This window comes from Enterococcus sp. RTP21361st1_A6_RTP21361_211029 (genome assembly GCF_040910045.1).
Lineage (GTDB): Bacteria > Bacillota > Bacilli > Lactobacillales > Enterococcaceae > Enterococcus_D > Enterococcus_D gallinarum.
The window spans coordinates 16410-32388 of sequence record NZ_JBDGBK010000007.1 but is presented as its reverse complement, the minus strand read 5'-3'; the positions used below and the strand labels follow the sequence as shown (position 1 = coordinate 32388).

Genomic DNA, 15979 nt, shown 5'->3' with positions numbered 1-15979 from the left:
CTTATTTTTTCAGCCTAAATATATCACAGCAGAGAAAAAATATTGTCCACCATAAGTCTGAACTTCTACACTGGAAGATAAGCAAAGAAAAGACGTTAAAACACATTACATCCTTCAAAAAAAGAATGCAGCAGGTTTTAACGCCTTTCAACAGTTTACAGCCATTCTTGCTTTACAACAAAAAATGAGCCGCGAATCTCGCCAGCAAGTTTCGAACGCTGACGAGCGAATTTAAATTTCCCTTCTAGCTCAGCAGGAACCGGCATCCCTTCCGACAGTTTGATACCAACTGCACGTTTCGGAGGCTTTCCTTCACTGGTTCCATGTTTTTCATAGAGTAAATTAAGAACCATGCCACTCTCATAATAGAATTCAGGCCAAAAAAGATCGTCATCTTCGTAAAGTGCTACTTCAAGAATGGGTGATTCAAAAACTAGATCCCGTTCTTCTTTTAAGATCTGCTTGATCAGTGCCACCAAATCAGGCTTCTCAGCAGCTGGATAGGTGGTATACACATATTTGTATTTGTTCCAAAAGTAACGCGCTTCATTTGCCCGCAGACCGGCTAATTTTTCTGCAACAGGAGAGCTCTCTAATCCATCCGTCACTACATTTTTAAAATCCACTTCGTAAGCCATTTCTTTTCTCCTTACGTTTATTTGATCAATCACCAATACTAGCTAAATAATGATTATTTGATGGCTTGATTATAACACTAAAGAGGAATGACAGGTCACTAGCTAGCTTAAGGAAATGGTTTAGCCAGTACTAGTTGGTACAGGCAACTGGATAGTCAGTCATTATTGTTTTGGAGGACAAAGAACTAGTTGTCATTGTTTGTCGAATAGTAGGAGGGATGCTATGCTTAATCTAGAAAGATTTTTGATCAATCATCTATCGATATAAGTTTAGCTAAAAAAATTCCCTTCAATCTCTGAAGAGAAAACCAATAACAAAGGGCTATGACCTAAGTAAACATCCAACGAAATGATCTGAGTTGGAGGAGCGGTCGAATACTTTTCATAAAGCTGTGATCAGAATCTATGAGATCACAGAAGCCTGTCTCTTAGTATTCAGATCTTCCGTTTATTAAAATACTTACAGTCATCCCTTTTCTGAAAAGGAGAATCTCTATGAAAGTCTTATTTATTGGTGCATATGGCAAAGTCGGTCAGCATTTCGCCGAGCAACTGAAGAATCATCCACAGATCAAGGAAAAAGCCTTGATCCGAAATCCTGAACAAGTTCCTTTCTTTGAAGAGAAAGGGATCGAGACGGTACTACTGGATTTGGCTTCCAGCTCGATTGAAACGATCGCAGAAGCAGCAAACGAAGTTGACGCTATTGTTTTCAGTGCTGGTGCCGGCGGCAAAGGACTAGAAAAAACGATAGCAGTCGATCTAGATGGTGCCGTCAAAGCCATGGAAGCGGCAAAGAAAGCGGGCGTCAAACGTTTCGTCATGGTCAGCACTTTCAGAAATGATCGGGAAGAACTGTTGAAACAAAATAGTTTGCAGCCTTACACGATCGCCAAATATTATGCGGATGAATGGTTGAGAAGCCGCACCAACTTGGACTGGACCATCGTCCATCCCGGCGGTTTGACAGACGATCCGGGAACAGGCAACGTCAAAGCAGGCAAACGCAATGAGTTCGGCTCGATTCCGCGGGCAGATGTTGCTGCCACATTGATCGCTGTTTTGGAAAATGAAAACAGTATTGGCAAAGAATTTGAAGTCATCAGCGGAGAAACACCAATTGCTGAGGCCATTCACGAATTATAAAACCATCTGATGAAATAGTCCCCTTTCGTTAACAAGCAGTCCCTGCCACTATGTTGTCTCTCAAGCGACAACATAGTGGCAGGGACTTTTAGGGCGAAATGCAGGCTGTGCCTTCTCCAAACAGCATGCTTATCTTGTACCTTTAATCATTGCTAACGCTTGCGAAACACCATCTTCGTCATTTGAAACGGTCACATGATCTGCTAATTCTTTGATTGCTGGATGACCGTTTGCCATGGCAAAACTTATATCCGCGTTCTTAAACATTTCTAAGTCATTTAAACTATCTCCAATAGCGAATTTTGTTGGCTGGTCTAATTCATAAATGCGGCTAAGATGATCAAAAACAAAGCCCTTGGATACGGAGCGAGGAACGATTTCAAGATTGACGGCCGCTGATTCAGTAACAGAGACATTTGGTATATTTTCTATCTGCGGAAATAGCTCTTTTTTTATCTCACGATTAGGGACGAAAACAAACAGTTTATAAACATTAATATTTTTTTGATTGATGATTTCTTCAATCGCATCGTAAGCTGTCGACTGAATGGTATTTTCATAATCAAGTTCATAATTCAGTTCTTCTACAGGAAATTCTTGACCAATCGCATAGAAAATGTTTTTCATCTCTTCTTGATAGTTTTGCGATTCATAGCTGCCTTGATTGGTATATATTTTTGTTGGAAACGCTGAAACGATCTGGCTCACTTCTTTTACAGCTTGGGGATCAAATGGAAAATCAAAAATCAGCTTGTCTTGATCGTACCCAATGGCACCATTCAATCCGACCGCCGGGATCGCTAAATCAGCTTCTTTGAGGATCGCCTGAATATCTCCTACTTCTCGACCCGAACAAATAAAGGGAATCAATCACTGGAAAGCGACTTTAAAGAAGCGGCATTTTTATGACTGATCTTTTGCTCCGAGTTTAGTAGTGTTCCATCCAAATCAATTCCTATTAAATTCATGATATACGCTCCTATATTGTTTTTCTTTATTATACGTTTTAACTTAGGAGTTGACCAATACCTTTCGCACATAGGTTGTTATCTCTACAACAGCGAATTTATTCATATGCCTTGACTTCGCTCAAACAAATGTCCTAATAGTTAGAGCATTGCTCTAACTAGCCAGTTCAAAAAAAGAGGAGAATGAACTAAAACGATGGATATCATCAAGATATTGATTATGAAAGACTCTTGTAACCGATGACTTTAATCAGTATCCTGCTGGAAATCTATTTTTGCGCTATCTGCGATTTTTATCCAGATAGACCTCTTTAATAAGCAATATGATTTAGTGCCTTAATTACTTTTATTCAGGCCATTGTCAGCATCTGCTAATTCATATACCATCACGACTGTCGAACAACGCTCACCGACTTGATTCACCCAATGATCTTTCAAAAAACCGCTTTGTTTGAACCCTACTTTTTCGTATAATTTCAGTGCCGGCTCATTTGTAGAATTGACAGTGATTTCGATTCGATTAAAGCGATTTTGGGCAGCAATCCTTTGCATGCCTTTTTCTAAAGCCGCTTTCCCATAGCCTTGCCTTTGCCTTGACAGTTCACCAATCTTTATATCAAACGTTGCTCCTTTAGCTTCGATAGGCTTGTAGGCAAATTCTCCAATGGGGTGGCCTTTTTCGTCTATAATCAATAAAAACTCACCAGAAACCTCCTCGTAGTAATGAAGCGATTGCTGTACTTCCTCAATGCTCACTGCTAACCCTTGAGGGAAACCGACCGCTGCCATCACCTTTCCGTCTTGCCACCATTTCTGGATCAGTGGGCTATCATCTATTGTTGCTTTTCTTAATGAAATTGCCAATTCTTTTCTCCTTTATTTTTATCAGTTGTCTCTCTCACGAGGGCACATCCAAGAAGAACCTCGTTCGATTATTTCAGATACTTTTGCAGAGCATTCTCACTTCTTCTATGACCTCAATAGAAAGTCTATTTAATAAATTGGTTTGCCTATTAATCAATAGTATGGCATAAAAATAAGCAGCAGTAAACGCTACCTGAATTTCTAAACTTTTTCTATAAAAAAACAGCAGCCACTGGATCTTGTCTGCCCCTTTGGTTGCTGTTTTTTTAAATTGTTGTCTTCAGTTGTGTTTTTTTACAGTATATATAGTGTTAAACCCTGTTTCACAACCAGTTAATCTGCCTTTTCTAACCACTTTCGTGATTTTTCAACCTCTTGATAGGTCAGTTGATGACTTGGGGTCCAAACATATTCTATTTGTGCACCTCGAGACTCAAAAATCGCTTGCACATACTTGCTGTCTTCCACAGAAACGATAGGGTCCTTCAGACCCAAACTCATAAATACGTTTGTTTGTGCCAGTAGGTGATTGGGTAATTTCGATACTGGATACATTGGATGGTACAAAATCGCTTTTTGAAAAAGAGCACTGAATTCCAGCAATAGATTGAGCGCAATATTGGCTCCATTAGAGTAACCAACCAAGACAACTTGTTCGATTGAGAAACCTTTTTCTTTAGCGACTTCTTGAATGAATGCTGCCAGTTCTTGCCCCCGGAACATTAAATCTTCTTCATCATAGATGCCTTCTGCTAATCGTTTGAAATAGCGGGGCATGCCATTCTCTAAAACATTGCCTCGAATACCTAGCAATGATGCTTGGGGATCTAGGTCGTGACCTAGATCAAGCAAAGAGCGTTCATCGCCGCCGGTTCCATGTAACAAGACAAGTACGGGAGCAGCTGGTTTTCCTTGGTGAAAGATAAAGTTCATTTGTCCTCCTTCTCGTTTGGTCGTGCCAAATCGAAGATCTCGCCGATCTCAGCATACGAATTTCCCGCAAGTCGGCTAACTGCCGCCAATTTTTTGGGATTGATTTTTCCTTCTTCATAGACCTGTTCATTTATTTGATACCCAGTGATTTTAAGTAAGAGCAGATCCACTTTTATCTCTTCTTTGTTTTTTTCCTTGGTTTCTTCCTCGTTAATCGGTACATGTTGGTAAAGGGTGGTTTCAAAGCGAATTTTCGCCTCTTGCAATCCGGGTACGCCAACCGTTTGAGAAGGGACTGGCGTAAAATTTGCGACGGTCAATTCACTTTGTTCTGCAGGTAACAGTGCCGCTGCCTGATTGGCTGCTTCCACATTGCTGCGATCCAAGATATGGATCACTGCTTCCTTGGTCGTGAGTAAGTTACGAGCCGTATCTTTCATCGTGCCCTTTTTTCGCTGAACAGCGATCGAAACGATGGCGGGTTCTGAACTGACGATCGAAAAGAAACTGAAGGGGGCAATGTTTACGGTCCCTTCTGCCGATCGTGTCGTTACGATGGCAACCGGCCGCGGAATGATCGAGCCGATCAATAATTTATAATTTTCTCTTTGCGTCAGATTTTGGGGATCCAAATAAATCATGCAACACCGCTTTCTCTTTTTTGTGTATGATTGATGACTTCCTACTTGTAAATTAAACAGTCAATTTGGGTAAATGAGCTGTGATTTCTCCGCGGCGCTCTTCAAAGTGAGGGGACAATTTGAGTGCTGTCCCCAGGGTTTCCAATGGTTCATCGATGAGAAATCCCGGAGATTCCGTTGCAATCTCAAAAAGGATCGTACCAGGCTCTTTAAAATAGACGGCTTTGAAGTAGTTACGATCTTTGATTTCTGTAACACCATACCCTTTTGTATAAAGGTCATCTTGCCAGTTGATTTGGCTTTCCTCATTCGGTACCGACCAGGCAATATGATGGACGGTACCGACACCCCAACGACCAGGTCTCAGTGGCTCTGTTGGTAGGAGAATCTCGTGTTTCACTGGTCCGGCAGTCACCAATCGTCGGTTTGATTCTGTCTCCGCTACAACTTGCAGCCCTAGATCATGGGTCAACGTCTTGAATGTTTCCTCTGGCTTAGCGGAAAGTAAGACCGCTCCATGGAACCCAAGAATCGCGTTTGTTTCCGCTGCTTCCCCTTCCACTAGCGCTAAAGACAGTTCATGAGGATCTTGAAGTTCCAATGTTGGTTGCCCAAATAGATGGCTCTCATGAACAGTGACTTGATGATGGGCCAATTGTTGTTTCCAATAGTCGCTGCTGCCTTTAGGAATGCGAAAGGTAATCGTGCCCACCTGTCCGCTACCGACACGACCAGGATGCGCGTTGGCCCATGGGAAAAAGGTAATGATCGTGCCATTTTCAATGGACAGATTGCTGTAGTAGAGATGATACGTATAAGGATCATCAAAGTTGACGGTTTGTTTGACTAAACGCAAGCCTAATACTTCGCGGTAGAAGTCTACATTTTCTTGCGGGTCACCGACGATTGCGGATATATGGTGGATTTGTTGAATGGGTTGCATCATTTTTACCTCCTTAGTTATGGCTGCGAGTGGTATCAAACGGCTTGATCGCTTTTTCGATCATTGCACGTTGGTCTTCCAAAAACGGAGCCAGTGATAATTTTTCGCCCAATGTTTCGTAAGGCTCGTCACCCATGAAGCCAGGTTCATCTGTCGCTAATTCAAAAAGAATATGTCCTACACGTACATACAGCGATTCAAAATAGTAGCGGTCCACATAGCCGGAATTCGCGAGACCCAAATTTTCAAAAACTTCTTGCCATACGGCTAAAGATTGGCGATCGGCTAAACGAAAGGCGACGTGATGCACTTCCCCGTCTCCTTGTTGTGCTTGTGGGCTTGTGGTATCTTCGACTAAGACGATTTCTGCCCCATTGCCCCCCTCGCCAACTTCTAATAGCGTGCGATTTCCTTCTTGATCGATGGCTTTGAATCCAAAGACATTTTCCAGTAATCCCTTGAAATCGGCAAAATAAGAAACGGAGATTTCGACTGGGCCTAAACCATAAATAGCGAATTCTTCTGGAACTGGCCCTTGTTTCCATGGAATACCTGCTTTGACGCCTTGATTGTGTTCATCAGAAATCAATTGGTAAGATTGCTGATCAAAATCCCAGAAGCGCAACACTTTTTTGCCAAATTCTGTTGTGATCGCTTCATGTTTCACATCAAATGTCTCAAAACGCTTTTTATAATAGTCTAATGCAGCATCGGATGGTACGCGAAAGCCTGTACGGGTAATTGAATTTGTTCCTTTACTGCCACGATCGGTATTGGGAAAATCAAAGAATGTCATCGTGGTTCCTGGGGAACCTAGATCATCCGCAAAATATGTGTGGTAGGTATAAATATCATCTTGATTGACGGTTTTCTTCACTAAACGCATCCCCAAAATCTCTGTAAAGAAGTGATAGTTTCTTTCGACATCACTGGTCATGGCTGTTACATGGTGTACCCCTAGTAATTGGTCTTGTTTTCTCATTTTTTCTTCCTCATTTCTCGTTATAAGTTATTTTTCGTAATAATGTTTTTAATGTTTGCAACTCGTCAATACTAAGCGAGGCAAAACTTGCCGCAATTTTTGTGGCATGAGTTGGAAAGATCTGATCCATCAATTCTGCCCCTTTATCTGTCAGACTGACATAGGTGATTCGCTGATCCGTTTGACTTGTTTCTCGACGAACGCAGCCTTTTTTTACGAGTTGATCGATGACGTACGTCGTGCTGCTGCTGGCAATCAAGATTTTTTCTTTGATGGCTTGGGTGGTGTGTGTACCTTTATGATAAAGCAGTTCCAGAACGGAAAACTCTGTCAGATTCAAGCCATAACAGCGGACATCTTGTTTAGCCACCTGCTCTAAGTGACTGCTGCTGCGTAATAAACCAATATAGACCTTCAATGCTTCCTCTTGATGATCCATTTCCTCACCTCGCTCGATTTATTTCGAATTCGAGATAATAATAACTTACTTTTTGTAAGTTGTAAAACAATCTGCTTTCCTTCTGAAACAAGCTTTGTCAACGTACAACAAAAACCCCCTTACCATTAGAATCCTTTTAAGCAAAAAGGATCTAATGGTAAGAGGGGGATTGACTTCTATTTGTAGCAGGTATTTATTGTCCAATCTACTAGGAACTACTTCATTAAGATATAGAGAAAAATCAAATTCCGCTGGTTAGTATGAAAGCAGCGAGGCAGCCTCTTTATCAACGATCAATGTCATATCTGGATGGGTCGTCAATAGCGTTGCCGGAACGTCCTCCATTACTGTTCCATCTACTAATTGTTTGACGATGCCTGCTTTTTTCTTGCCATTGGCGATCATTACCAATTTCTTCACCTGCATGATGCTTTTTGGTCCCATTGTTACATAGAAATCAGGTTGTTTTTCTTTGTCTCCACCAACCTCACTTAACAAAACGTCAGCCATCTCGGGTGTCGCATTCGCATTCATGCGACTCGTTAAATCTCCAAATTTTGTCGTGTTCGGTAAATTCCCACAGAAATGGCCATCTGATCCAACCCCCAGCAACACCATATCCAATCCACCATCGGCTTTGATTCGTTCATCTTGTGTTTCATAATTCGTCCAGTCCAAGACATGGATTCTTTCACGATCGATTTCCGCTGGTCCAAAAAACAGGTTGTGCAAGTTCGTCATCGTGACACCATAGCGGTCTTCTTCCCCTTTGAATGGAATCTCATCAAAGTTATAAAAGTGAACGTGCTCAAAATATTTTTTATTTTTTACTAGTGGTACCAGCATTTCATACACCCCTTTTGGTGTTGATCCAGCGGTGATTGAAATATTCTTTCGATGCTGGCTGTGCATTACGCCTAAAAGGTGCTGTACGGCTACTTGGCTCATCTCTTGATAATCTTCCGTGATGATAACTTTCATGTGTCTTCCCTCTTTCTCATTCGTTTCGTGGACAGCGGCCCTTAATGGAATTACCTTCTCAAAAAAATCCCTTTCACTTTCTATTGTATAGGAAAAACAGGCCAAATTGTTCGACTTATCTGAAATTTATTTTTGCATTCTATGGCGCACATCTTTTTGATCCATCCGAGAACTACAATTCTTCCCCTTGGGCGAATGTACAGCTGCAGGAAATCTATTCAATACTAAAAAAGCATCTGATACAGAGTGAAGTCGGAAATCAGCAATGAAATCTGCACTTTTCTCCTATTTACTTCCTAACCTTCTAATCTGTATTTCAGATACTTTTTTTCAGAAAATAATCCATCAGTGAAGAATCAAATGCAACGCAAAATCTACCTAACTATAGTAAAAAATCATTCCGCTTCTTCGATATCCCGGGCAATTTTTTTCACGTCGATTTCCCGCTGCAAGAACTCAGCATTCTCTATGGGAAAATGTTGACGAAACTCGGCTACTTCCATTACTTCTGCTTCACCACTGATTAAGCTAAAATCCAGTACATGACCAGCAAACTGATGATCGTCACTAATAAAGTGCAGATGGAAGCCTGCTGCTGCAGCACCATGGAAAAGTTTCGGGGTAAAGAAGCCTACGATAGTTCCTGCTATTTCTGTCGCCGTAAATTCAGGTTGATTTTGAATGATTTCAACGAATTTTGGATAGGGCTTTTCTTGTTTAGGCGCTACCCGCACGTGCATCGTATCAAACATTCCATGAAGCTTGATGGCCGCAAACAAATTGGGACTGATGGTCGCTAATAATCTTCCCTTGACTTCTTCATCCGTAGCTTCTGTGTCAAAAGCAAGTTCATCCGTGGCTTCAAAATCAACGACAGCTGCATACGGCGTCGTCTCGGTCCCTGTCAGCTGCTTCACCTGTCCTGTTTCGTCAACATGATAAATCACGCCCTCCAAGAAAATAATCTCACCATTTGAACCAGCTAATGTACCGATTCCTGTATCACCATAGGCTAACATCTTGCCGATTTGTTCGGTACCATCCATCAAATCTTCCATCAACCCGCCTAAAGTTCCGTGTTGATATAAATAACTTTTGCTTTTCACGTTCATCATGAAGCTCCTTCTATTAGTAAAATAAATACTCTTAGTAAAATTGATCCGGCAAAATCGTCTTGCCTAATTCGGCATTATCGGAATAATCGACCGGGATATCAATGACGACTGGTCCATCAGTTGCAAACCCTTCTTCGATCGCGGCTGTCAATTCTTGTTTTGTTGTGGCACGTAATCCTTTTGCCCCAAAGGCTTCCGCGTATTTGACAAAGTCTACAGGACCAAATTGAACACCTGAAGCACGATCATATTTCATTTCTTCCTGAAATTTCACCATATTGTAGGTGCCATCATTCCAGATAAGATGAATGATGTTCTGTTTTAAGCGAACAGCCGTTTCTAATTCTTGTGAAGAGAATAAGAAACCACCATCACCAGATACGGAAATAATTTGCGTATTCGGCCGCACTAATGCTGCCGCAATTCCCCATGGCAATGCCACACCTAATGTCTGCATCCCATTACTAAACAATAGATGGCGAGGTTCATAACTGCGGAAATGACGCGCCATCCAAATGTAGTGACTGCCGACATCAACAGTCACGGTCATCTCATCCGTCACTTTTTGCTGCAATGTATCAATGATCTCCAATGGATGCAATGTTTGTTCTGTTCCACGGGCCTCTATTTGCTTTTCGGTTAATTTTTCTTGCAACGTAGCTAAATAGTTCTGTGCATCTGCTGATAACGTATATTGATCGATGGCTTGTGTCACTTGCTCAATGATTTTGGCAATGCTGCCTAACAGCTCTACTTCAGGCTGCATGTATGGATCGATTTCCATCGGTACTTCATCAATCACAATAATCCGTGCGTCTTTCTCTGCATTCCAATTGCGCGCTTCATATTCAATCGGATCATACCCCACAGCGATCACTAAATCACTTCGTTTTAGCAGCATGTCTCCTGGCTGATTACGGAACAAGCCCACACGGCCAAAGAAATGGTCTTCCAAAGCACGAGAAATGATTCCTGCTCCTTGAAAAGTTTCCACGACTGGTAATCCCGTTTTCGCTATCAAATGACGAATGGCTTCCGTCTCGCTTTCAGCAGAAGCCCGCATGCCTAGTAATAAAACCGGTAGTTTTGCTTCCTTGATGCGTTCAACGAGATCCTCGATATCCTCTGGATTCGCTTGTCCTAATTTTGGCGCTGATAATGGCTTGATGGCACTTCCTTCGACTTGGCCATCCGTTACATCTTGTGGTATCGACAGAAAACTGGCACCTTTTTTTGCGGTTTTAGCGATTCGAAATGCATTTGCGATATTTTCAGATAATGTTTCGGGATCTTGGATCTCCGTGCTGTATTTGGTTATTGGACTAAAGAGAGCAGCGTTGTTCATACTTTGATGGGTCAGTTTCGATAAATCAGAACGTTTCACTTGCCCAGCCAATGCCAGAACTGGATCTCCTTCAGCTGTCGCTGTCACTAATCCCGTTGCTAAATTACTGGCACCTGGACCACTGGTAGCAATGACTACTCCTGGCTCTCCAGTCAAACGGCCAATGGCTTGTGCCATAAATGCAGCATTCTGTTCATGCCGGGCTAAGATCAATTGTGGTCCATGGTCTTCTAATGTATCGAAGACACCATCGATTTTTGCTCCTGGAATCCCAAAAATATAGGGGACGTGATGATTTTCTAAACTTTCAACAATAATTTCTGAACCTTTTTTACTCACTGTACTACCTCTTTTCGAAATCTGTATTAATCTCACGACTAATAATAGCACTTTTCTTTTATTTATCAAGAATAATACACTATTTTCATCTGTATTAAAAAAATAGCAATTAAAAGGAACCGTTTTCTAGCGCTCCCTAAAAAGGATTCTATAAATAAGAACGATTCGTAAAAACAAATTGTTATTATCTAGTTTTATTTTCTTATTTTTTTCATGTTTTTAATATAAATCATGTTATAATAAAGACATCAAAAAGTGAAAGGAACTAGAAAAGTTATGGGTATGTGGATTAGTTTGGTCAGTTTCTTAGCAGTAATTGTAAGCGGTATTTTGTTGATTATCGCTGCCATCAAGAAGCGACCGAAAAAAAGATTGGGATTTATTTTATGCGGAAGCGTTATTCTATTTTTTGCTGGTGCAATTTTATCTCCGAGCAATTTGACACTATCTGTTATTTCACCTGAAATACAAACGGATGAAACAGGAAAAGCGACTATCGAAGGGGAAGCCACGGCCGATGCTGTCCTAACGATCAATGGGGAAACGGTCAAAAACAGTAAAGGTTCTTTTAGCTACACAGTTCACCTGAATGATGCCACTGAGCAACAAGTTGTGGTAAAAGCTGCCTTAAATGATCAGAAAAAAGAACAGGAAGTCTTGATCAAACCTTCCAAAGAATTTGTGGCTTATTTAGAAGCAGAAAAAGCGGAGAAAGAACTGATTAAACAGGTCGAAACTGCACTAGCGTTGGCAGAATCTAAACCAACACAAAAAAATTATGATGAAGCAGCAACATTGGTTCATTCTCTCAGCAAAACATATGACGATTATGATCAACGTTTGGCCGTCCTCCAAGATCATCTGCAGATCGCCAGCGCGTTAGAAAAAGCGGAACAAAGTCTAAGCAGAACAGACCTTGAGGCAGCTGCCAAGCTTGTTGCAGCAACAAGTTCGACGAAAACTGAATTTGAAGATCGACTGGCTTCTTTACAAACAAAAGTTGAAGAGAAAGAAACACAAGCGAAATTGCAAGCACAAGCGACCAAAGCTGTTGAAAAAGCCGAAGCAGAGCCGACTGAAGCAAACTTAGCTAGTGCAACTTCTGCGATTGCCAAGCTTCCCTCAGCAGATGATGGATTGACGCAGCGAGCTGAAGCTGTTCGCCAATCGATTCGTGAAGAACAAGAACGGCAGCTTGCTAAAGCCGAACAAGAACGGCAAGCAGCCGCCGCTGCGAAACAGCAGGCAAACCAAGCCAGCCAGTCAAATCAAACCACAAGCAATCAAGCAGAAGAATATGTCATGATCACCCGTACAGGGAAGAAGTATCACACCCATAAATGCGGCAATGGTACTTATTTCCCAGCTACGTTGTCCGAAGCTTTAAGCAAAGGATTGACCCCCTGCGAGAAGTGTTACTGATTTTTTTGAATATGGAACAGAATCTAGACAGCGTTCTTCCTTTCTAATCAAAGAAAAGAACGCTGTTTTTGGCGAACAAATATGCGGGTCATACCATTCTTCCTAAAATATCTAGCAGGACCGAGATACGTCGAAGCTTGTTTGGTCGTAGAAAAAAACGTCAAGGCTAGTATGCTCCTAGCATTGACGTTCATCGTATTTTCTGTAGATTATACCTGTTAGATAGAAATAACACGCTGGTTGCTTGTCAAAAGGACTTAGAAAGATAAAGCACAAGATCGTCATTATTGTAACAAGCAGCACCCATTGCCAAGACTTGATTCTCAAACCAGACCCCTGATCCGTCAGGTAAGTAGCCATTTTTTAAATACAGTCGCTGTGCAGTGCCATAACCAGAATGAAGCCCCACACCAATGGTGATCACAGACGAAAATGTTTTGGCTTGTTCTTCTGCAGCTTGGAGCAGCTTAGCGCCGATTCCTTGCCGCTGAAAGTTTTGAAAGACATTTAGATCGGTGATCTCCGGATAGCCATTCTTTTTAAAAGGACCGGCTTTTGCGTGGGGAATCAATGTCGCATAGCCTGCAATCTGTCCCGAGTCTTCCGCGACAAAGACCTGTCGCAGTCCGCGGCTCTGTTCTTGAAGATATCTCTCTAATGTAGCTTGACGACTAGGCCATTGTTGTGCAAGAAACGCTTGATCGATTGATCGACAATCACTAGCTGTCATTGGGCGAATAATCAAATTGATCCCTCCATAAATTTCATTGTCTCATTGATTATAACGCATTTCGGCTCAAGCGTTCGACTTTTCCCATGTCCTTGCAGAATACTGCTGCCCCAGTTGCCACTAGCAGTTGCTTTATTCACCCATCAACATAAGATGGCAGGTTCGATTCCTAACTCGGTTTTGGTCAAAATCCACGAAATAAATATACCCTACAGAACCAATTTCAAGCTTTCCTTCATGTAAAATAAAACTTTCACTCGCCCCGAAAAACGAAGAACGGATATGGGCATCGCCATTTAAAATCGTTGCTGGATCTGTCGGATAGTTAGGATCATCTAGGCTCATCAGAAATTCCAAATGTTTCGGTCCAGGGTAACGATAATTTGTATTTTCCGAGAGTTCTCTAGGCACTAGTTTATCCAAAATGCGATTCAGATCAACTTGTAAAAATTCATCCCCATTAAAATCCGTATCATGCATGAATTCCTCGAAAATGACGGAACAAGTTGTGTGTGGGGATTGGACTAAACAGATGCCGTTTTTGATTTGGCTTCTCTCTACAAAGTCCTTCACTTCTTGCGTAATATTATGATAAGATACCCGATTGCCATTTGATGTCAATGTTAGCTGTTCTTTCGCGAATTTCATCTTTTAATCCCCTCATCTCTTAGCTCAGCAACTTTTTTGATCATTTCTGTCAAAACGTTCTGCGGATCTGGCGCGCAGACGATACCACTGGTGCCACCCGTTCCGTCGGCTCCTGATTGCAGTGCTTTTGCCACATCGTCTGCGGTCGAAATACCAGCCGCTTGTAAAATCTTGATTTCTTTGTTGATGGCACGGATGGCTTGATTGGTTTCTTCCATATAAGAAACGTCACTCGTTTGACCGGTACCAATCAATTCAGTTGGTTCACAAACCATAATGTCAGGCTGCAGAGCTGCCACTGCTTTAGCTTCTTGCAGTGAATTCGCGCAAGCAATCGTGATGAGCCCCAACTCATCTGCCCGATTAATCGCTTTTGCGAGTTCATCTAATGTCATTGGGTGTTCTGCATGATTGAGAAATGTCGCTGCTACGCCGACATTTGCTACTGATTCAGGTAAGACGTAGCCCATTCCCCGTCCAACAGTCATGCCATCGATGTGTTGAACCGTAATGAACAAATGATTCGTAGCTTGTTTGATCGTTGCGGCATCTGCGTGCTGCACCGTGAACAAGATATCAACGTCATATTTTTCCGCTAATTGATCGGCGGCTTTTGCCAGTGCCAAGGATTCTTTTCCGTATAAATAGGCTTTGGGATTGACTACAAAAAAGGGTGCTCGTAACTGCTTTTTCCTCATGCTTATCCTCCTAACAAGTTTTTGTATGAAAAACGTGATAGTAATGTGCTAGCGTATCTGCCATTCCTTGATTCGCTGCTTTCTTTAGTTCAAAGTAGTCAGCAGGCTGCTGTTCTTGAATCTTGGTCATTGCGGCTGTAACGAAATCTGTAAAGATGTTGATTTTTCGGATCCCGCCTTGTGCACATTTTTCAAGATTTTCATCACCAGAAGAAGAACCGCCATGTAAGACTAACGGAATAGTAATGGCTTGATGGATCTCACTTAGTACATCAAAGTTGATTTTAGGCGTTCCTCGGTAATGCCCATGGGCTGTGCCGATCGAAACGGCTAACGAATCAACATTCGTTTGTTCAGCAAATCTTACTGCTTCATGGAAGTCGGTATAAATCGAATCAGAAAGCCCCGTTGCTTCCAAACTGCCGCCAGAGCCGACATGCCCAATTTCTGCCTCTACGACCACCCCATATTGATGGGCATAATCGGCGATCGCTTTGGAGCGGCGGATATTTTCTTCAAGCGGGTCTTCTGACGCATCGATCATGACAGAAGTGAAGCCTAAACGAATCGCTTCCTTGATGACTTCCTCATCTTGACCATGATCCAAATGCAACGCTACGGGGAAGGCGCTTTTTTCAGCCAAATACTTCCCAATCAGGGCTGCTTCTTCCAAACTCAGCATATCCATATGTGATTGGGCAAAAGCCAAGATCAATGGACACCCTAGCCTAGCAGCCGTTTCAACATAGGTGCGGGCACTGTCTAGATCAAAAAAGTTGGCTGCGGGAATGGCATAGTTGAATTCCTCTGCATGGTCAAACATTTCTTTTGTGGTAACAAGCATTTTGCAAGACTCCTTTATTCTCTGATTTTCTTTTCGATTTCTGCATACATTTCTTCGGTACCGATCCCTGTCAATAAAGGCAATCCCATGATGACTTTGTCTTTGATGGAATCAGGGACTACCGTGGTACTCACAACAATGTCGTAATCGTCGATCTTGTTCATTTCATCCGCGACTTTGGATTGATACAATTTGACTTCATTCGTCAGTTCTTTTTCTTTTAGCCATTCTTTGACTTTATTGGTTACGATCGTTGATGTCGCTACTCCGGTTCCACACATGATCAATAATTTTTTCATTGTT

Annotated in this window: 17 protein-coding genes and 1 pseudogene; 2 read left to right on the top strand and 16 right to left on the bottom strand. The window is 42.0% G+C overall.

What is annotated here, in order from left to right; translation table 11 throughout:
- Nucleotides 1-155: 155 nt before the first annotated feature.
- The gene (locus AB5Z52_RS02265) at nucleotides 156-638 is read right to left on the bottom strand and encodes a hypothetical protein (RefSeq protein WP_003127927.1); all 483 of its coding nucleotides are present in this window, start codon (nucleotides 636-638) and stop codon (nucleotides 156-158) included.
- 495 nt (nucleotides 639-1133) lie between these two features.
- Between AB5Z52_RS02265 and AB5Z52_RS02260 the strand changes: the two genes are divergently transcribed.
- The gene (locus tag AB5Z52_RS02260) at nucleotides 1134-1784 is read left to right on the top strand and encodes an SDR family oxidoreductase (RefSeq protein WP_003127925.1); all 651 of its coding nucleotides are present in this window, start codon (nucleotides 1134-1136) and stop codon (nucleotides 1782-1784) included.
- Between the two features lie 129 nt (nucleotides 1785-1913).
- On the opposite strand, the pseudogene AB5Z52_RS02255 reads toward AB5Z52_RS02260, so the two are convergent.
- From AB5Z52_RS02255 to alsS, 10 genes and pseudogenes are all read right to left on the bottom strand, one after another.
- Nucleotides 1914-2752, bottom strand: a pseudogene (locus AB5Z52_RS02255) (Cof-type HAD-IIB family hydrolase).
- A gap of 336 nt (nucleotides 2753-3088) precedes the next feature.
- Complete coding sequence (locus AB5Z52_RS02250) at nucleotides 3089-3616, bottom strand: GNAT family N-acetyltransferase (protein ID WP_081131070.1); 528 nt, start codon at nucleotides 3614-3616, stop codon at nucleotides 3089-3091.
- A 333-nt stretch (nucleotides 3617-3949) separates the two neighbouring features.
- Entirely contained in the window at nucleotides 3950-4549 is a 600-nt protein-coding gene (locus tag AB5Z52_RS02245; RefSeq protein WP_003127922.1) for an alpha/beta hydrolase, read from the bottom strand.
- Complete coding sequence (locus AB5Z52_RS02240; RefSeq protein ID WP_003127920.1) at nucleotides 4546-5190, bottom strand: flavin reductase family protein; 645 nt, start codon at nucleotides 5188-5190, stop codon at nucleotides 4546-4548. The genes AB5Z52_RS02245 and AB5Z52_RS02240 overlap by 4 nt, the downstream gene beginning before the upstream one ends.
- Before the next feature lie 52 nt (nucleotides 5191-5242).
- Entirely contained in the window at nucleotides 5243-6133 is an 891-nt protein-coding gene (locus AB5Z52_RS02235; RefSeq protein ID WP_288551737.1) for a VOC family protein, read from the bottom strand.
- A gap of 13 nt (nucleotides 6134-6146) precedes the next feature.
- Nucleotides 6147-7115 (bottom strand): ring-cleaving dioxygenase, encoded by a 969-nt coding sequence (locus tag AB5Z52_RS02230; protein WP_003127918.1) that lies wholly within the window; start codon nucleotides 7113-7115, stop codon nucleotides 6147-6149.
- 10 nt (nucleotides 7116-7125) lie between these two features.
- The gene (locus AB5Z52_RS02225; protein WP_003127917.1) at nucleotides 7126-7554 is read right to left on the bottom strand and encodes a MarR family winged helix-turn-helix transcriptional regulator; all 429 of its coding nucleotides are present in this window, start codon (nucleotides 7552-7554) and stop codon (nucleotides 7126-7128) included.
- A 255-nt stretch (nucleotides 7555-7809) separates the two neighbouring features.
- The gene (locus AB5Z52_RS02220; RefSeq protein WP_029486252.1) at nucleotides 7810-8535 is read right to left on the bottom strand and encodes a glucosamine-6-phosphate deaminase; all 726 of its coding nucleotides are present in this window, start codon (nucleotides 8533-8535) and stop codon (nucleotides 7810-7812) included.
- A 395-nt stretch (nucleotides 8536-8930) separates the two neighbouring features.
- Complete coding sequence (gene budA, locus AB5Z52_RS02215) at nucleotides 8931-9647, bottom strand: acetolactate decarboxylase (protein WP_137264819.1); 717 nt, start codon at nucleotides 9645-9647, stop codon at nucleotides 8931-8933.
- A 34-nt stretch (nucleotides 9648-9681) separates the two neighbouring features.
- Nucleotides 9682-11334, bottom strand: a complete 1653-nt coding sequence (gene alsS, locus AB5Z52_RS02210; protein ID WP_005469970.1) for an acetolactate synthase AlsS — start codon at nucleotides 11332-11334, stop codon at nucleotides 9682-9684.
- A 276-nt stretch (nucleotides 11335-11610) separates the two neighbouring features.
- Here alsS and AB5Z52_RS02205 point away from each other — a divergent pair, with 276 nt between their 5' ends.
- Entirely contained in the window at nucleotides 11611-12756 is a 1146-nt protein-coding gene (locus AB5Z52_RS02205; RefSeq protein ID WP_034705059.1) for a hypothetical protein, read from the top strand.
- Nucleotides 12757-13003: 247 nt separating this feature from the next.
- On the opposite strand, the gene AB5Z52_RS02200 is transcribed toward AB5Z52_RS02205, so the two are convergent.
- The 5 genes from AB5Z52_RS02200 to AB5Z52_RS02180 form a co-directional block, all read right to left on the bottom strand.
- Nucleotides 13004-13486, bottom strand: a complete 483-nt coding sequence (locus AB5Z52_RS02200) for a GNAT family N-acetyltransferase (RefSeq protein ID WP_086269291.1) — start codon at nucleotides 13484-13486, stop codon at nucleotides 13004-13006.
- A 132-nt stretch (nucleotides 13487-13618) separates the two neighbouring features.
- On the bottom strand, nucleotides 13619-14134 hold the full coding sequence (locus tag AB5Z52_RS02195) for a YjbQ family protein (RefSeq protein ID WP_003127911.1): 516 nt from the start codon (nucleotides 14132-14134) through the stop codon (nucleotides 13619-13621).
- The gene (locus AB5Z52_RS02190) at nucleotides 14131-14832 is read right to left on the bottom strand and encodes a triose-phosphate isomerase (RefSeq protein ID WP_003127909.1); all 702 of its coding nucleotides are present in this window, start codon (nucleotides 14830-14832) and stop codon (nucleotides 14131-14133) included. Before AB5Z52_RS02190 ends, AB5Z52_RS02195 begins: the two co-directional genes overlap by 4 nt.
- A gap of 10 nt (nucleotides 14833-14842) precedes the next feature.
- A complete protein-coding gene (locus tag AB5Z52_RS02185) occupies nucleotides 14843-15676 on the bottom strand; it encodes a class II fructose-bisphosphate aldolase (RefSeq protein WP_003127908.1) in 834 nt (277 codons plus the stop codon).
- A 14-nt stretch (nucleotides 15677-15690) separates the two neighbouring features.
- On the bottom strand, nucleotides 15691-15975 hold the full coding sequence (locus AB5Z52_RS02180) for a PTS sugar transporter subunit IIB (RefSeq protein WP_003127907.1): 285 nt from the start codon (nucleotides 15973-15975) through the stop codon (nucleotides 15691-15693).
- Between the last annotated feature and the right edge of the window lie 4 nt (nucleotides 15976-15979).

Bases quoted from the DNA above. Each gene is read 5' to 3' on its own strand.
- AB5Z52_RS02240 (WP_003127920.1), bottom strand. From the start codon at position 5,190: ATGATTTATTTGGATCCCCAAAATCTGACGCAAAGAGAAAATTATAAA.
- AB5Z52_RS02235 (WP_288551737.1), bottom strand. From the start codon at position 6,133: ATGCAACCCATTCAACAAATCCACCATATATCCGCAATCGTCGGTGAC.
- AB5Z52_RS02180 (WP_003127907.1), bottom strand. From the start codon at position 15,975: ATGAAAAAATTATTGATCATGTGTGGAACCGGAGTAGCGACATCAACG.
- AB5Z52_RS02200 (WP_086269291.1), bottom strand. From the start codon at position 13,486: ATGACAGCTAGTGATTGTCGATCAATCGATCAAGCGTTTCTTGCACAA.
- AB5Z52_RS02190 (WP_003127909.1), bottom strand. From the start codon at position 14,832: ATGAGGAAAAAGCAGTTACGAGCACCCTTTTTTGTAGTCAATCCCAAA.
- AB5Z52_RS02185 (WP_003127908.1), bottom strand. From the start codon at position 15,676: ATGCTTGTTACCACAAAAGAAATGTTTGACCATGCAGAGGAATTCAAC.
- AB5Z52_RS02195 (WP_003127911.1), bottom strand. From the start codon at position 14,134: ATGAAATTCGCGAAAGAACAGCTAACATTGACATCAAATGGCAATCGG.
- AB5Z52_RS02220 (WP_029486252.1), bottom strand. From the start codon at position 8,535: ATGAAAGTTATCATCACGGAAGATTATCAAGAGATGAGCCAAGTAGCC.
- budA (WP_137264819.1), bottom strand. From the start codon at position 9,647: ATGAACGTGAAAAGCAAAAGTTATTTATATCAACACGGAACTTTAGGC.
- AB5Z52_RS02265 (WP_003127927.1), bottom strand. From the start codon at position 638: ATGGCTTACGAAGTGGATTTTAAAAATGTAGTGACGGATGGATTAGAG.
- AB5Z52_RS02205 (WP_034705059.1), top strand. From the start codon at position 11,611: ATGGGTATGTGGATTAGTTTGGTCAGTTTCTTAGCAGTAATTGTAAGC.
- AB5Z52_RS02245 (WP_003127922.1), bottom strand. From the start codon at position 4,549: ATGAACTTTATCTTTCACCAAGGAAAACCAGCTGCTCCCGTACTTGTC.
- AB5Z52_RS02225 (WP_003127917.1), bottom strand. From the start codon at position 7,554: ATGGATCATCAAGAGGAAGCATTGAAGGTCTATATTGGTTTATTACGC.
- AB5Z52_RS02230 (WP_003127918.1), bottom strand. From the start codon at position 7,115: ATGAGAAAACAAGACCAATTACTAGGGGTACACCATGTAACAGCCATG.
- AB5Z52_RS02260 (WP_003127925.1), top strand. From the start codon at position 1,134: ATGAAAGTCTTATTTATTGGTGCATATGGCAAAGTCGGTCAGCATTTC.